The organism is Olleya sp. KKT75 (assembly GCF_055635485.1).
Genome location: NZ_CM145759.1, coordinates 2,544,915 through 2,559,667, shown reverse-complemented (window position 1 = coordinate 2,559,667; position 14,753 = coordinate 2,544,915). Strand labels below are relative to the sequence as shown.

Sequence of the window (14,753 nt, the reverse complement as noted above, 5' to 3'; positions counted from 1 at the left end):
ATGACTACAAAAAACACTGACGTACTTATTATTGGCGCTGGATTAACGGGCTTAACACTCGCCTATTTACTTAAATCGCTAAACTTAAAGACGACTATAATCGAAGCTAATACACGTGTTGGTGGACGCATTGTAACCAAACGTAATACCAATGAAGCACCAATAGATCTTGGAGCAACATGGCTAGTACCTCAGCAAACAAATGTTTTAAACCTACTAAAATCATTACAAATTGATGTTTTTGAGCAGTTTTACGGTTCGACAGCTATTTATCAACCAGACCCCAGTAAGCAAGCACAACTAGTGTCTTTGCCTAATAATGACTCCGTAAGTTACCGCATCAAAAATGGGACACAAACACTAATTGAAACCTTAACAGATCAATTATACCAAACAAGCGTACACACCAACACTAGCGCTATTTCAATTCAGCTTAAAGCGGAATACCTCGAAGTAAAAACAAATAAGCAGACCTACCATGCAACCTATGTGGTTTCGACCTTACCTCCTGCCTTATTTAACCAAAACATTAGCCTAACACCAGAATTACCGGAAGTAATCACAGACACCTTATCCAAAACACATACTTGGATGCACAACTCAATAAGAGTGGGTTTTACCTATAAAACTCCTTTTTGGAAACATCCACAAAGCAGCGGAACGATTTATGCTAATTCAGGACCTTTACAAGAGTTTTACGACCATTCTAATGCTGAGCAATCTGCTTATGCGTTAAGTGGGTTTATGAGCTCTAATTTGAGCGATTTAAACAAAGAGCAACGTAAAAATCTAGCTTTAGAGCAATTACAAGGCTATTATGGTGACCAAGCGTTAGCGTATTTGAATTACGAAGAATGCGTTTGGATTGATCAAAAACATACAATTAAACCAGATAACAACTTTTTAATGCCACAGCAAAATAATGGGCACCCGCTTTATCAAGAACGCTATTTAAATGAAAAACTTTTTATAGCTGGAGCAGAAACTAGCGCTGTGTTTTCTGGAAAAATGGAAGCTGCGGTTAGTAGCGCAATGCATGTTTTTGATTCGCTTAAAGCGGAAATTAATTAATATTTAATTACTTCTCGATACAATTTGTTCATGCTTCTCAAATCACTCGAAGCGAGGAAGACACAACCAAACCCGCAAAACACTAATCAACTTAAGTGACATCACCTTAAAAGTATAAATTATAATTATCTTTGTGTAACGTATAAAGGCACAATGCCAAAACCTAAAAGCGAACTACAATTATGCTTCACCTTAAATTAGAAACCGATCCACGTTGGGTCACTATCGCCGAGTCTAACATAGAAGAAATCTTGACTGACCACGCCTGGTGCGAGCAAAAAGCAGCGACTAATGCGATTACCATTATTACGCATAACTCAGAAAAAGTAGATTTAGTTACAGAACTTTTAGAGCTAGCTAAAGAAGAATTGGAACACTTTCAGATGGTTCATGAAATTATTAAAAAGCGAGGCTACACATTAGGTCGCGAGCGCAAAGACCATTATGTTAACGAGCTGTATAAGTTTATGAACAAAGGCGGTAGCAGATTACAGTCTATGGTGGATCGTTTATTATTCTCTGCAATGATAGAAGCCCGTAGTTGCGAGCGTTTTAAGCTATTGTCAGAACGCATTAACGACGAAGAGCTTTCTAAATTTTACTACGACTTAATGGTTAGCGAAGCTGGACACTACACAACGTTTATCACTTTTGCTAGAAAATACGGTCAAGATATTGACGTGGATAAACGCTGGCAAGAATTAGTTGAGTTTGAAGGCGAGCTTATAAAAAGCTACGGGAAAAGTGAAGGTATTCATGGGTAACCCTTGCCCAAGTGCTTACTTAAGTTTTCATTTTACAAACCAAATAAACTCGTAAACTAAAATAATCCCTATGTCAAATTGGTACAACCAAGTTAACCACAAAACAGCACCAATACTTGAAGCGATAAAACAACAACCATTTATAAAACAATTAATGGATGGAACTTTACCACAATCCGTTTTTGAGTTTTATATTAATCAAGACGCTTTATATTTAGCCGAATACAAAAAAAATCTTGCTACTATCGGTGTCAAGTGTTCTGACAGTAATGAGACTCAGTTTTTTTTAGACGCTGCCACAGGAATTATTGCTGTTGAAAACGCATTACATCACGTTTTCATGAAATCAGTTACGTTTAACAACGTCCCCTCTCCTACTTGCGAGCTTTACACAAGTTACTTAACACGCATCATTAACAACCAAACATTAGAAGAAGGCTTGGCTGCTATCCTACCCTGCTTTACTATTTATAAAGCTATTGGAGATTACATTTTAGAACACCAAACTAACAAACAAAACAATCCGTATCAAGATTGGATCAATACTTATGGCGGAGCAGCTTTTGAAGCATCAGTAAATCAAGCAATAGCTATAGTTAATAAATACGCTGAATCTGCAAATAAAGACGTTTTACATAAAATGGAAGTAACCTTTACAAAAGCCTCTAAATTAGAATGGCTATTCTGGGATAGTGCCTATAACAAAGAACAATGGAAAATATAACTTCTAAATACAACACTGTCTTAACCATAGCAGGAAGTGATTCTGGCGGTTGCGCAGGCATACAAGCCGATATAAAAAGCATTAGCGCTTGCGGTGGATTTGCTACATCTGTCATAACAGCATCAACAGCACAAAACACAACAAGCGTTACCGATATACATCCTATGCCCATTGCACATATCAACAAACAGTTAGATGCTGTTTTAAGCGATATACAATGTCACGCAGTAAAAATAGGCATGTTACATTCTTCAGAAGTTATTAAAGCAGTAAGTGAAAAATTAGACTTTTATAATATTAAAAACATCGTTATTGACCCAGTAATGATTGCCACTTCTGGTGACAAATTAATCACGGACACTGCCATCAATGATTTAAAACAGTTTTTATCCAAAGCAACGTTAATAACGCCAAACATACCGGAAGCAGAACTACTAATAGGTCACCCTATCCAATTACAAAATTTAGAAGACACAGCTAAAACTATTGGACAAACATTCCAAACCTCAGTTCTACTTAAAGGAGGCCATTTAGATAATACTACAGATGTCATTACTGATGTTTTATATGTATTAGACAAGGACGATACTGTAATTATCACCAATCCTTGGTATAAAACTAAAAACACGCATGGGACTGGTTGTAGCTTATCGTCAAGCATTGCAACATATTTAAGCTTAAATAATGATTTAGAAACTGCAGTAAAAAAGGGATGTCATTATGTAAATCAAGCCATTTTTAATGGGCAACATAAAGTTTTAGGTCAAGGTAATGGGCCAATAAATCACTTTGGATTGTAGTTAGTTTAAATCACACAACAGTGTAATACAGTTAAAGGACTCTCAACTGAGTGTAAAATCATTCAGTATTTTGGAGAATATATTTTATATTCACAAACGCAATTCGTGACCCCAAAACAAAACCAACCTCATAAATGAAAATAGCACTTTATATCATATTAGGACTTGTGCTAATAATAGTCAGTTTCATTCTTTGGTTTAAAGTTTTTTATCTTCAAGTGCCTAAATTAAACATTCCTAAAAATACTAGTCAAAAAGAAAAAACAGTATTGATTGATCAATGGATACAGGTATTACAATCTAAAATAAAATTTAATGGCGGTATATTAATGCTCAAAGAACACAGACCCCTTTTAGCTAAAACCTATGGCTTTACAAATTTTAGTAAATCGAAACATCTAGACAACAATTCTGCGTTTAGACTAGCTTCACTATCAAAACAATTTACAGCAAGCGGCATCATGTTTCTAAAAGAAAAAACGCTGATAAATTACGATGATCTAGTGTCAAAGTACATTTCAAACTTTCCGTATCAAAATGTAACTATAAGACATTTACTAAACCAGACATCAGGAATACCCGATTCTTATATTGATTTAGCCAAAAAAACAAAAAAGGATATCGGAATACTAACTAATAAGAAAGCTGTAGAACTAATTCTAAAACACAATCCAAAACCTAATTTTTCGCCAAACGATAAATACGAATATTCCAACACAAACTATATAATTTTAGCACGACTAATTGAATTAGTTTCAAAGCAATCTTTTGAGCACTTTATGAAAGCTAATATTTTCATCCCTTTAGGCATGAATAACACTAGGGTTTGGAATCTAATTTCCGAAGACAAAACCTTTCAAGGTAAAACGGAAGGCTTTGAAGATTTTGCTAATGAAGTTAGAGAAATAAAACCCGGTTTTATAGATGGAGTTGCAGGTGATGGTGGCGTTTTTAGTAGTATTAATGATTTTGTAATTTGGGATCAGTTTTGGTACAAAAACAAACTAATTAGTGTCAATAATCTACAAGAAGCATTTAAAAAACCGACACTTAATAATGGCACAAAATCTAACTATGGTTTTGGTTGGGTAATTTTATCTGACAATACAGCTATGCACAATGGTAACTGGCTGGCAGCAAACACTTATTATGTAAGAAACACTAAAAAGAAAATGGGTCTCGTACTTTTGGATAATTCTTCAAACATGCTTTTTGACAAGATTATTAAAAATCTAATTAACTAATTTACTTAATAAATAAGTACGTATTATTTTTTTGTAATTTAACGTAAACAAAAGCACGCTAGCGCTTCTATTTGATAACACCATTAATTATGAAAAACATAATATACATCTTATTCTTAAGCTTAATCTGCGCTTGTAACACGGATGACAACACGGTAACACCTGAACAGACCAATAAAGTTCTATTACTAAAAGTCGACTTTCTAACACACCAATTTGAAGGCGGAAAAGAATTTACGTTTTCAGGGTCAGATAGCTTTACCATTTCATCAACATATAATCCACCAGGAGATTTTGGAGACATACAATTGTATTATAGTGAGCTGAATGAAAAGATTTTTGATGGAACCATTATTTGGTTAGGACTTGGCGAAAGAGCTTACCCAGACACATTAAACACAACCGAAACCTTTACTACCACCACTCAAACTTTGGACTTACCAGAACTTGACTTATTTGAAACAGTAACCTACGATCCGTCGGCATTTTATCCAGAAACTATAGCTTACTCTAATATCTGGAATGCTATCAGTAATTTAGAAGCTGTTACAAACTTCAGAAACTCCAATCCTCAAGGTAAGATTAATCTATTTTTGTATACACCAAGTGTTAGTATCGGAAACCCTGAACAATGGGACTGGTATGTCTATATCAAAAATTAAATGACCAACAATATAAAATACAGATGTACTACTTCTAAATCATACACTATCGATTTTTTAAATTTTGTGTAACAAAATATAAGTTTTCTCTTCTAATAAAATAAGACAGAATACATTTAAATAAATGAAGCGAATACACTTTGAAAATAATAAAAACTGGTTGTGGATTACCGTTTTAGTGCTATCCCTAATATTTATTCTTGTTGGTACATTTGAGTTAATAAAATTTGAGAACCCAAAGACAAACAACACTATTAATCTAGTCGGATATTGTCTGCAAATACTATATTACAGTAACCATTTTTGGAGAAAAAACTATGTCCAATGGAATAAAGCAAACATGATGATAAGGATTAACTCTTGGACAGGAAATAACATCCGTTTTAACACAATAGAAACAACCCAATTTATCGATAAAAAGCTAATTATAACCAAAGATAACGGAGACAAAGTCACTTTTGACATGACTAAAATACAAGAAGCTGATACGCAAAAACTACTAGATATAATCCTTAAAAACACTAGTATTAAATCGGTAAAAAAATAATTACAGCTTCTTTTTTTTATACAAAAAATCCTACAAAAAAAAACACTGTAATTCATACATATTTACTAAATTAGACTCCTAAACACATCACTAGTTTCTTAAAAACAACTTAGGAGTTATAAGAAGCTTATAAAAAATAAAAACAAACCTATGAAGAAAAAAATACTACTTATTTTAATTACAATTTTAAGCACTAATTGTTTTTCGCAAATTTCTTTCCAAAAAGGATATTTTATTGATAGTAACGAACAGAAAACAGAATGTTTGATTAAAAATGTTGATTGGAAAAATAATCCAACAGAATTTGAATATAGACTATCCGAAAATACAGAACAAACGAGGGCAACCATAAAATCAGTAAAGGAATTTGGTATTTACAACTATTCCAAACATGTAAGAAGTATTGTTGACATTGACAGATCAAGTGAAAATTTAGATCATTTAAGCACTAGCATAAATCCCATCTTCAAAAAAGAAGAACTATTTTTAAAAGTTCTAGTAGAAGGACAATCCAACTTATACCAATACGAAGATGGAAATTTAGTAAGATTCTTTTTTAGCAAAAACAACTCTGATAATATTGAGCAGTTAGTTTTTAAAAACTATATAACTTCAGGAGATTTAATAGGAGAAAATAATGGATATAAACAACAATTATTTAATGCATTAAAATGCCAAAATATTAAAGTTAAAGACATTAAGAAAATTAGTTATAAAAAAGAGGACTTGGTTAATCTTTTTGTCCAATATAATGCATGTAATAATTCTAAAACAATCAATTTTGATCAAAAACAAAAAAAGGATTTATTTAATTTAACTCCAAGGCTAGGACTAAACAGTTCTTCATTATTAATAAAAAACACAACATCCAACGCTAGGGATGCTGATTTTGGAAATAAAATAGGATTAAGATTAGGATTAGAAGCAGAAATCATATTCCCTTTTAACAACAATAAATGGGCTATTATTATAGAACCAACATATCAATATTTTAAATCTGAAAAAGAATTACCTACATCAAATGTTAAAGTAGATTACAAATCTATTGAGTTACCTCTTGGAATTAGACATTATTTCTATTTAAACAATGATTCAAAATTATTTATTAATGCTTCTTATATATTAGATATAACCAGTAACTCAAAAATAATTTATGATACTGGAGCTGAATTAGACATCGAAAAATCATCTAATTTAGGATTTGGTATTGGATATAAACAAAATGACAAATACAGCCTAGAATTAAGATACCATACAACTAGAGGTTTATTAAATGGTTACACAGCATATTATTCAGAATACAATACAATCTCAATAATACTAGGATACTCTTTATTTTAAAAACAACCAAAAAGACGCAACAAACCATACATAATACATTAAAACAGAAATACACAAACCTTAATTAATTGATATAAGTTTCTTGAAATTGAAATCACCAATCAAATAAAATACAATCTAGTCCTGGACATCCTTACGCTGACAAAAATTAAAAATTATTAAAAAACAGCGTTTTAATCGCTTTTACTATTAGAATTGCAGAACTATATTTATTTATGGAAATTTTTGACCATTTTGGATTGTATTTCTATTCAGTATGTCACGTTGCCAGTATTTCAAGATTTGATGCGTTAATAAATGAAACAACTGAAACTTTATACGTTCTGGGTGTCTTTTAGACTATTACAAATATTGCTGTTTCTCTTTTTTTATTTTAAAAAGCCGATGTTGGACTGCTAAAAAATATAAATACGTAACAAAGCAACAATACCAAATTATTCCAGACATTGAAAAATCAGGAGAAATAAATTACTAAATTCGAATCGTAATTTTAAATAAACCATTAGTATTAGCTAAAACTAAATTAGCATTACTAAAAAAATAGAATAACAGTATGAAAAGTGAATGGATTGTAAAATATCAGAACTCAGAGATTAAGGTTATAAACACTTGGTTTAACGGAGAAAGATTATTTGTAAATAATGAGTTGCAAGATGAGAGATACGGAATAATAAAATCTGACTTAACTGGACATTTAATTAATAAACATGGAGAGAGAGAACATATTAAAGTTAGTCTTGGCGGGGCTTTTACTATTAAATGCAGTGTTTTCATAGATGATAAAAAAGTAACACCAAAAAAAATAAAATAAAACCTCACCAAACCTAAAATAAAAAATGTGTAGTCAAAAACTTGGCGCAAAAAAGCATAGACCGTAATGGATATAAAAAACGATCAACAAAACAAGCTAACAGACATAAATAAGCCTTCTGAGCAACCCAACAACACAAGTTTAAATCCTGCTAATAGTAAGGAGCCAAATCAAGAAAAACCGGCTAAACGTATAAGACGACAAGCTACGGAGGCACAATTAAACCATCCATTACATGGCGTAAAGCTAGCTCAGGTTTTAGAGCGTCTAGTAGCGCATTATGGCTGGTCATATCTAGGCGATCGTACCAATATTAATTGTTTTATCTACAACCCTACCATGAAATCAAGTTTAGGCTTTCTACGAAGAACCGCTTGGGCTAGAGAGCATGTAGAGGACTTGTATATGGATATGGTAGAAGAGCAAAAGCAGACCCAAAATAAAAGCTAAAAAAAATAGTGTCAGATAAATTATAGCTCAGCAATTACTTTACAAAATAGTATTAAAATAGACATCTACTTAATATTGATTATCTTAAGTTTATTATTGCTAAAAAAACAAAAATGAATTTAAAAAACAAAACGATCACAACCGGATTTATTATTGCTGGATTAATGAATAGTTCTGTGTTAATATTTTCAAGATTCTTTACAAACACGACAATACCTGAATTTGACGCTCAAGTAATGTCTAATTTTGGATTGTTAATGATTTTTATATGGGGATTAGCCTATATTTCTGTTTCAAAAAAGTATAAAAATGTAAAATACCTAATTGCCATATTTTCTATTGAAAAATTCATTTATGGCTCTGTTTGGATTAATTGGATCCTTAACAATAGTATTTCGGATGTTTTTGAAAAAGATGTCATGGCTGGAATATTTTATTCCATTTATGGCATAAATGATTGGTTGTTTTTTCTATTTTTCACCTATGTCTTTATTGGTTTAATAAAAAACAAAAATAGTGCGTAAGCCTATAGAACAAGCTAGACTATCAATAAAAAAACTATACTCCCATTTTACAATTACAAGTTAATCCAAGCTATAAGACACCCCTAACGCCTGTTGTTTATAAAACGGGTATTATTTGTTAATAAGTGACCCAAATTTAAATTTAATATCATTCGGTTTTTGAATTAAAAAAATTAACTTCGTGTCAAACAACCAAACCAACTAATTACACTTTTTATTTAAGGTTAGTATTTGTTTACTGCAAGCATCCTAAAAGTAAATAAGCTTTTTAGTGCATGATTATAAACATTAACAAAAAGTCCTTATATCCATTTAAATACACGGGATATGTATAATAAAAGTAATTATATCACTAGTTGGCAACAATAAAACAAACGAATGAGATTTTCCGAAAGATTAGGTTATAAATCGATAAAACAAGAATTACAATTTGAAATCATAGATATCGAATTGAAAAATACACTTTGGACAGTATTTCTTGATAACTTTATAAATAAATTAGAACGAGACAATTACATTACTGGCAGGAAAGAACTTCATATATATACATATTCTCTTTGGTTAAATTTTTTCAAGCTACCTATAGATATATCACCAATATCCCAAGACCAATATGTAAGCAAAGATTCCTTAATTAATCATATTAGAAAATTCTTTTTTTCTGATGAAACAGAATGGTACGAAATTTATGATTTAATTGAATTTTCCGCAAAATATTCAAAAGGTGAATATTTTGAATTATTTAATAAAATTTTTGAAAGAGAAAAAGCTGGTTATAGATTTCTAAATTCTCAAATTGTACCAATTACATCCAAAGAAGAAATACAAGCAATTGAAGATGCTATAAGTAACAATGATGTTTTTAAATCAGTAAAAACACATTTAGAGACTTCTTTGAAATTGCTTTCAGACAAGCAAAATCCTGATTATAGAAACTCAATTAAAGAATCTATATCTGCAATCGAGTCTATGTGCAAGATATTTATAGGAGATGATAAATCAACATTAGGACAAACATTAAAGAAACTTGAAAATGACGGACATTTGCACCCAGCTTTGAAGAAAGCATTTAGTTCCTTATATGGTTACACGAGTGATGACGCAGGAATTAGACACTCACTAATAGAAAGCGACAGAGAAATTGATTTTTACGAAGCAAAATTTATGTTGACTACTTGTTCTGCATTTATAAATTTTTTAAAAAGTAGGATGTGAAATTACTGTTGCCAACACCGTATATAATTTATTGCTAGTTCTAGCCTACTTACGAAAATCCTCGCGGATTTTCTATTCGGTTTTTATTTGCTAAATTACGTGCTAAACCACGCAACAAACCATATACAAACACGTTGTAAAACATTTTAGAGAAACCAATAAAATTCTAACAATAATTAAACATTTGTGAGTAGTCTAAACGATATATTAGAGAATAACATTAAAACTTTAATTAATTCAGCAAAATCAGTTAGCGGAATTTCTCACCAAGGTCTGAAAGGAACTGGAAGGGAAGAGTATTTAGCTGAATTTTTAGAAAAATACCTGCCACATCAATGGGGAATTGGAAAAGGCTTGGTTCAAGATTCATTAGGAGATGTGTCTCACGAAAGCGATTTAATTATTTATGATCGAAACTCTCTACCACCAACTTTAGTTGGAAAGTCAATAAATATCTTCCCAATAGAATGTGTGAAATATGTATTTGAAGTTAAGTCAACTTTAAATTCTACAGAAGTAAAAACAACAATAGTAAAGTTTAATAAGCTTAAATCATTATATAGTGAAGAAAATGAAAAACCAATTAGAGTTTTATTTAGCTTTAATTCTGATTTAACAAAAAAAACAGACCTTGAGAGAATTAAAGAACTTGATGATGATTTCGATAGGAATTCAGCTATTCAAGTTTTAATAGTCATTGGAAAAGGATATTGGTTTAGAGCTAATAGAACATACACTGTAGTTGAAGAAAACAAAAATGTAACTACTCGTTTATATTATAAAAGAAAACCAAGTCCTGATGTTATTGAATTAAAATCATTCCTCTTTGGTCTTCTTGATACACTCAATCCAGAATTACCTTCTTTTGCTAAATATTTTAGAATTCCACCAGGTGTAGATGGGAAACTTTATGAAGAATTAGAAACAACAATTAAAGTTGAACCTTATGTTCCTGAAAAAAAGGAAAATTTAGATAAACTTTTAATAAAAAGTTCTTTATCTATTGCTCACAAGAGTATAGGCAGGCCTTCAAAAAACATATGGTCAATTTTAAAAATAAGAAAAAAAACTAAAAATTTATATCAGAATAAATTTATAACACAGTCAAATTACAAATTTACAAAGTATAGTATTCCCCAATGTCAAATTGAAATTAGTAATATAGGAAATGAAGAGTTTCTCATTAAATCTTGTAGTATATTAACTTCTAAAGGTTTGAATTTTTTCATAAATAATGATGACGCAGAAATAATTAGTTATCCAATTGTCATTAACCCAAAACAGACAATCATATTATCTTCCGGATTTTTGTGCTTTAAGAAGCACCCTAATTCAATTAAAATGGGAGGAGGATTTGTTTTTAAACAAGGAGATTTCTACGGTAATCACTCTTATAAATTTAAAGATATAATGCAGAATATTGATTATGGAGTTATTGAGATAGTAACAATAGACGGAACAAAAAAATATTCTGATGAGTTTCAACTAACTGAATTTATGCAAACTGATGAGAATAAAAATTACGACTTTCTATTGCTGTATAATCACTTAACACGTGCATTTTCAGGAGATGCTGATTATGTAAAACAAATCAATTCAAGTCACGGAAGAACAAAAAAAATAAAATAAAAAACGTTTTACAACACCGTTTATAATTTATTGCTAGTTCTAGCCTAATTACGAAAATCCTCACGAATTTTCTATTCAGTAATCATTTGCTAAATTAGGTACTTAAACACGCAACTAATCATACACAAAACCTTTAGGAGTAATAAACATTAAAAAAATAAATGAGAATATATATAGATAGCTTTAAAACAGAAGAAGAAATTACTAAAACCCTTAAAGAAAGAATAAAAGGTATAAAGCAAGATATTGAAGTTTATGATAATTCTGATATAAAGCAAATTAAAGGTCTTGATAAAATTATGACTAAAGACGTAATTAATTTCATGAATCAATCGGATATAATAATTCCTATTGTCACTTCTTCATATTTACCTAGCTCTCAAAAAAGCCTTAATGATTATTTAAATAAAATTTCTAATGATAAAGATAAATACTTAATACCATTTCTCTATAATAAATCAAACTGGTCATCTTTAAATTGGGTTGTTAAAAGCAATGTATTCCCTAATACAGCTTCTTCCTATATAGGCCTTGATGAAGACCAAAAATATAATGTGCTCAACAATTTAATTGAAACAATCGAAAACATTTTAATAAAAAGTAAAAAAACAGCATTAATGGAGGTGGAACAAAATTTAAACAAGACTTTAGATGAAAATAATATTGTCTTTATTTCTCACTCTCATGAGGATTCTGATTTCGCTGAATTACTAAAACTGAAACTCGAGAAAGAAAAGATAACTAGTTGGATTGATAATGAAAGACTAAAAATAGGACAAGATTGGAGAGAAGAGATTGATGATGGTATAAAAAATTCTTTAGCAATAATTGTAATAATGACGCCAGAAGCAAGAAAATCAGAATATGTAACTTACGAATGGGCGTACGCTTGGGGAAATGCAAAAAACATATTTCCCATTATGCTAAAACAGACTCCTCTGCATCCAAGACTTGAATCACTACAATATTTAGATTTCACAAATAAAGTATCAAGACCATGGAGTGACTTAATAGAATCAATTAAAAAAATAACGACCCCTAACAATTGATAAAACAAATAGCTTTATTTAAACCTGACAAACAATTAAACGAAACAACTAACATCTAAAAACCACTATTAACAAACCGTAACTTCCATAATTATAAGTTATTACACAACATGAAAGACTCATTCCTAATTTTAATAATTCTGTTTTTATATTTTAGTTGCAAAAAAGAAAACAACCATGAGACTGATGTGGAATTGTGCAACATTTTATTTAAAATGACTGAAGACGACCAAAGAATAAAGAATTTGCCTAAATTAAAATTTGGTTAAAAAAAAGTTAAAGACTCATTGTGGAAAATTCAAACCAAAATAGATAATAAAAACAGTGAATTACTTATTAAAATAACCAAAAAGAGAGGTTGGATAAGTAATATAGAAATAGGTTGTAAAAAAGACATGACACCAGTTGTTATTTTTAGACATGCTCCAAAAAATATTGGATAGAAATCGAACCATTAATTGAAAAAAAATTGGCTGAAAAAAGAATACCTAAAGGAGATTATTGGTTTATTAATAATCATTTAAAAGGTAAACCTTTAGATTTTGAAAGTGATTGAATTAAAATTATAATCGAACAAGGTAACGTGGCACTACAAAGTATAAAATTAATGGCTAGTTCTAACCTACTTGGAAAAAGTCCAATGGATTAAATATTAGTCTTTATTTTACATAATACAAAAACAAACTATCAACCCCTACTCTGCTAATAACAGATCCATAAACGCTGTAAACTCCGTTTTAAACTGTGTAAATTTTTCGCCTGTTGCCGGTCCATTAAAACCAGTATGTATTTTACGTACTTTTCCTTTTTTGTCAATAAATATTGAGGTTGGGTAACTTAATACATGGTTTAACATTGGTAGTTTCTCATTAGCTTTAGACTTACTTGTTGTCCCTGTTTGCGCTAATAGTATTGGATAGGTAATATTTAATCGGTCTTGTAAACGTTTAATAAAACTAAAGGCCTTAGCTTCGGTTTTAGCGTACTCAAACGCCAAGGCTACAAATTGTATGTCCTTTGATTTATTAGCGTTGTAATACTGTGTGTAGTACTTACTTTCGTCTAAACAATTAGGACACCACGTCCCCATTATTTGTACAACGGTTACTTTATTTTTAAACTGATTATCTGTTAATGAGATGGTGTTTCCATCTGCATCAGGAAAACTAAAGGCAAGCGTATCATAACCGTCTTTTAAATAGGTTAAAGCTTCGGCACTTTGCAACTGGTAATTAGCATTACGTTTGGCAGTAAAAGGTTCTTTCCAGTGGTTTCCAGAATAAAAATGTCCATTTATAGTACTATCTGTAACGGTTCCGGTAAATAAAAAGGCATGTGCACCATCAAAGGTAGACAGTTGCAATTGGTTACCATTTACAACACCTTCTAGGTAACGGTAATCTCCAGTTTCAGTCAAAAAAGTACCTGTTACTATATTATTCTCTTGTTTAAAAACGCCTTTTGCGACGTATGTATCTGCTTCAGTATCTGGACTAAATACGGTTTGCCAGTTTCCAGTAATATTAGTTTCCGCTTTAGCGTTACTATCAAATCTGGTTTTATTTTTAGAAGCTGTAAAGGCTTGTTGACGCCCTTTTTCTGCTACAACAAAACGTCCGTTTAAAGTTTGATCTTTAATTTTTGCTACTAACTGTCCTTCAAAAACAGGTAGTTTGATATAAACTGAGTCGTTTTTATACTCGATCTCATCCACTTCAATAACTTCTTCCGCATTATAAATCTCCAAAGTATTAGCATCTTTTACTTTAAAGGTAAAAGGTAACTTTTCTGTATCACTAACGGTTAACTCTGCTCTGTAGGTTCCAAAAGTCAGGAATTCGGTATCATTTTTATCGCAAGAAAAAAGAGAAATAGCAATCAATAAAAGAGAAATATAACGCATGGTAATCTTTATGTTTTTT

The 14,753-nt window shown here is 30.8% G+C and carries 15 protein-coding genes; 14 read left to right on the top strand and 1 reads right to left on the bottom strand.

Annotated elements, in window-relative coordinates; translation table 11 throughout:
• The 14 genes from ACZ2G2_RS11580 (at nucleotide 1) to ACZ2G2_RS11515 (ending at nucleotide 12,831) form a co-directional block, all read left to right on the top strand.
• Nucleotides 1-1,071, top strand: a complete 1,071-nt coding sequence (locus ACZ2G2_RS11580) for a flavin monoamine oxidase family protein (RefSeq protein ID WP_470392216.1) — start codon at nucleotides 1-3, stop codon at nucleotides 1,069-1,071.
• A 182-nt stretch (nucleotides 1,072-1,253) separates the two neighbouring features.
• Complete coding sequence (locus tag ACZ2G2_RS11575) at nucleotides 1,254-1,835, top strand: MiaE family protein (protein ID WP_090842059.1); 582 nt, start codon at nucleotides 1,254-1,256, stop codon at nucleotides 1,833-1,835.
• A gap of 70 nt (nucleotides 1,836-1,905) precedes the next feature.
• Complete coding sequence (gene tenA, locus ACZ2G2_RS11570) at nucleotides 1,906-2,559, top strand: thiaminase II (RefSeq protein WP_090842057.1); 654 nt, start codon at nucleotides 1,906-1,908, stop codon at nucleotides 2,557-2,559.
• A complete protein-coding gene (thiD, locus tag ACZ2G2_RS11565; RefSeq protein WP_470392213.1) occupies nucleotides 2,547-3,359 on the top strand; it encodes a bifunctional hydroxymethylpyrimidine kinase/phosphomethylpyrimidine kinase in 813 nt (270 codons plus the stop codon). Before tenA ends, thiD begins: the two co-directional genes overlap by 13 nt.
• Nucleotides 3,360-3,493: 134 nt before the next feature.
• Nucleotides 3,494-4,603: a serine hydrolase domain-containing protein gene (locus tag ACZ2G2_RS11560; protein WP_470392212.1), complete on the top strand. Its 1,110-nt coding sequence runs from the start codon at nucleotides 3,494-3,496 to the stop codon at nucleotides 4,601-4,603.
• Between the two features lie 89 nt (nucleotides 4,604-4,692).
• Entirely contained in the window at nucleotides 4,693-5,265 is a 573-nt protein-coding gene (locus tag ACZ2G2_RS11555) for a hypothetical protein (RefSeq protein ID WP_470392210.1), read from the top strand.
• A 124-nt stretch (nucleotides 5,266-5,389) separates the two neighbouring features.
• Nucleotides 5,390-5,812 (top strand): hypothetical protein, encoded by a 423-nt coding sequence (locus ACZ2G2_RS11550; protein ID WP_470392209.1) that lies wholly within the window; start codon nucleotides 5,390-5,392, stop codon nucleotides 5,810-5,812.
• A 150-nt stretch (nucleotides 5,813-5,962) separates the two neighbouring features.
• Entirely contained in the window at nucleotides 5,963-7,153 is a 1,191-nt protein-coding gene (locus ACZ2G2_RS11545; protein WP_470392208.1) for a porin family protein, read from the top strand.
• A gap of 553 nt (nucleotides 7,154-7,706) precedes the next feature.
• Nucleotides 7,707-7,964 (top strand): hypothetical protein, encoded by a 258-nt coding sequence (locus tag ACZ2G2_RS11540; protein ID WP_470392206.1) that lies wholly within the window; start codon nucleotides 7,707-7,709, stop codon nucleotides 7,962-7,964.
• A 66-nt stretch (nucleotides 7,965-8,030) separates the two neighbouring features.
• Nucleotides 8,031-8,414, top strand: coding sequence for a VF530 family protein (locus tag ACZ2G2_RS11535; RefSeq protein ID WP_470392205.1), 384 nt, complete (start codon nucleotides 8,031-8,033; stop codon nucleotides 8,412-8,414).
• 113 nt (nucleotides 8,415-8,527) lie between these two features.
• The gene (locus ACZ2G2_RS11530) at nucleotides 8,528-8,938 is read left to right on the top strand and encodes a hypothetical protein (protein WP_470392204.1); all 411 of its coding nucleotides are present in this window, start codon (nucleotides 8,528-8,530) and stop codon (nucleotides 8,936-8,938) included.
• Between the two features lie 378 nt (nucleotides 8,939-9,316).
• The gene (locus ACZ2G2_RS11525) at nucleotides 9,317-10,153 is read left to right on the top strand and encodes an AbiJ-NTD4 domain-containing protein (RefSeq protein WP_470392202.1); all 837 of its coding nucleotides are present in this window, start codon (nucleotides 9,317-9,319) and stop codon (nucleotides 10,151-10,153) included.
• Between the two features lie 186 nt (nucleotides 10,154-10,339).
• Nucleotides 10,340-11,782 (top strand): DUF6602 domain-containing protein, encoded by a 1,443-nt coding sequence (locus tag ACZ2G2_RS11520; RefSeq protein WP_470392200.1) that lies wholly within the window; start codon nucleotides 10,340-10,342, stop codon nucleotides 11,780-11,782.
• Between the two features lie 161 nt (nucleotides 11,783-11,943).
• A complete protein-coding gene (locus ACZ2G2_RS11515; RefSeq protein ID WP_470392198.1) occupies nucleotides 11,944-12,831 on the top strand; it encodes a toll/interleukin-1 receptor domain-containing protein in 888 nt (295 codons plus the stop codon).
• Nucleotides 12,832-13,525: 694 nt separating this feature from the next.
• Here ACZ2G2_RS11515 and ACZ2G2_RS11510 read toward each other — a convergent pair.
• Nucleotides 13,526-14,734 carry a TlpA disulfide reductase family protein gene (locus tag ACZ2G2_RS11510; RefSeq protein WP_470392197.1) on the bottom strand — a complete coding sequence of 403 codons (1,209 nt, stop codon included), beginning with the start codon at nucleotides 14,732-14,734 and terminating at the stop codon, nucleotides 13,526-13,528.
• Between the last annotated feature and the right edge of the window lie 19 nt (nucleotides 14,735-14,753).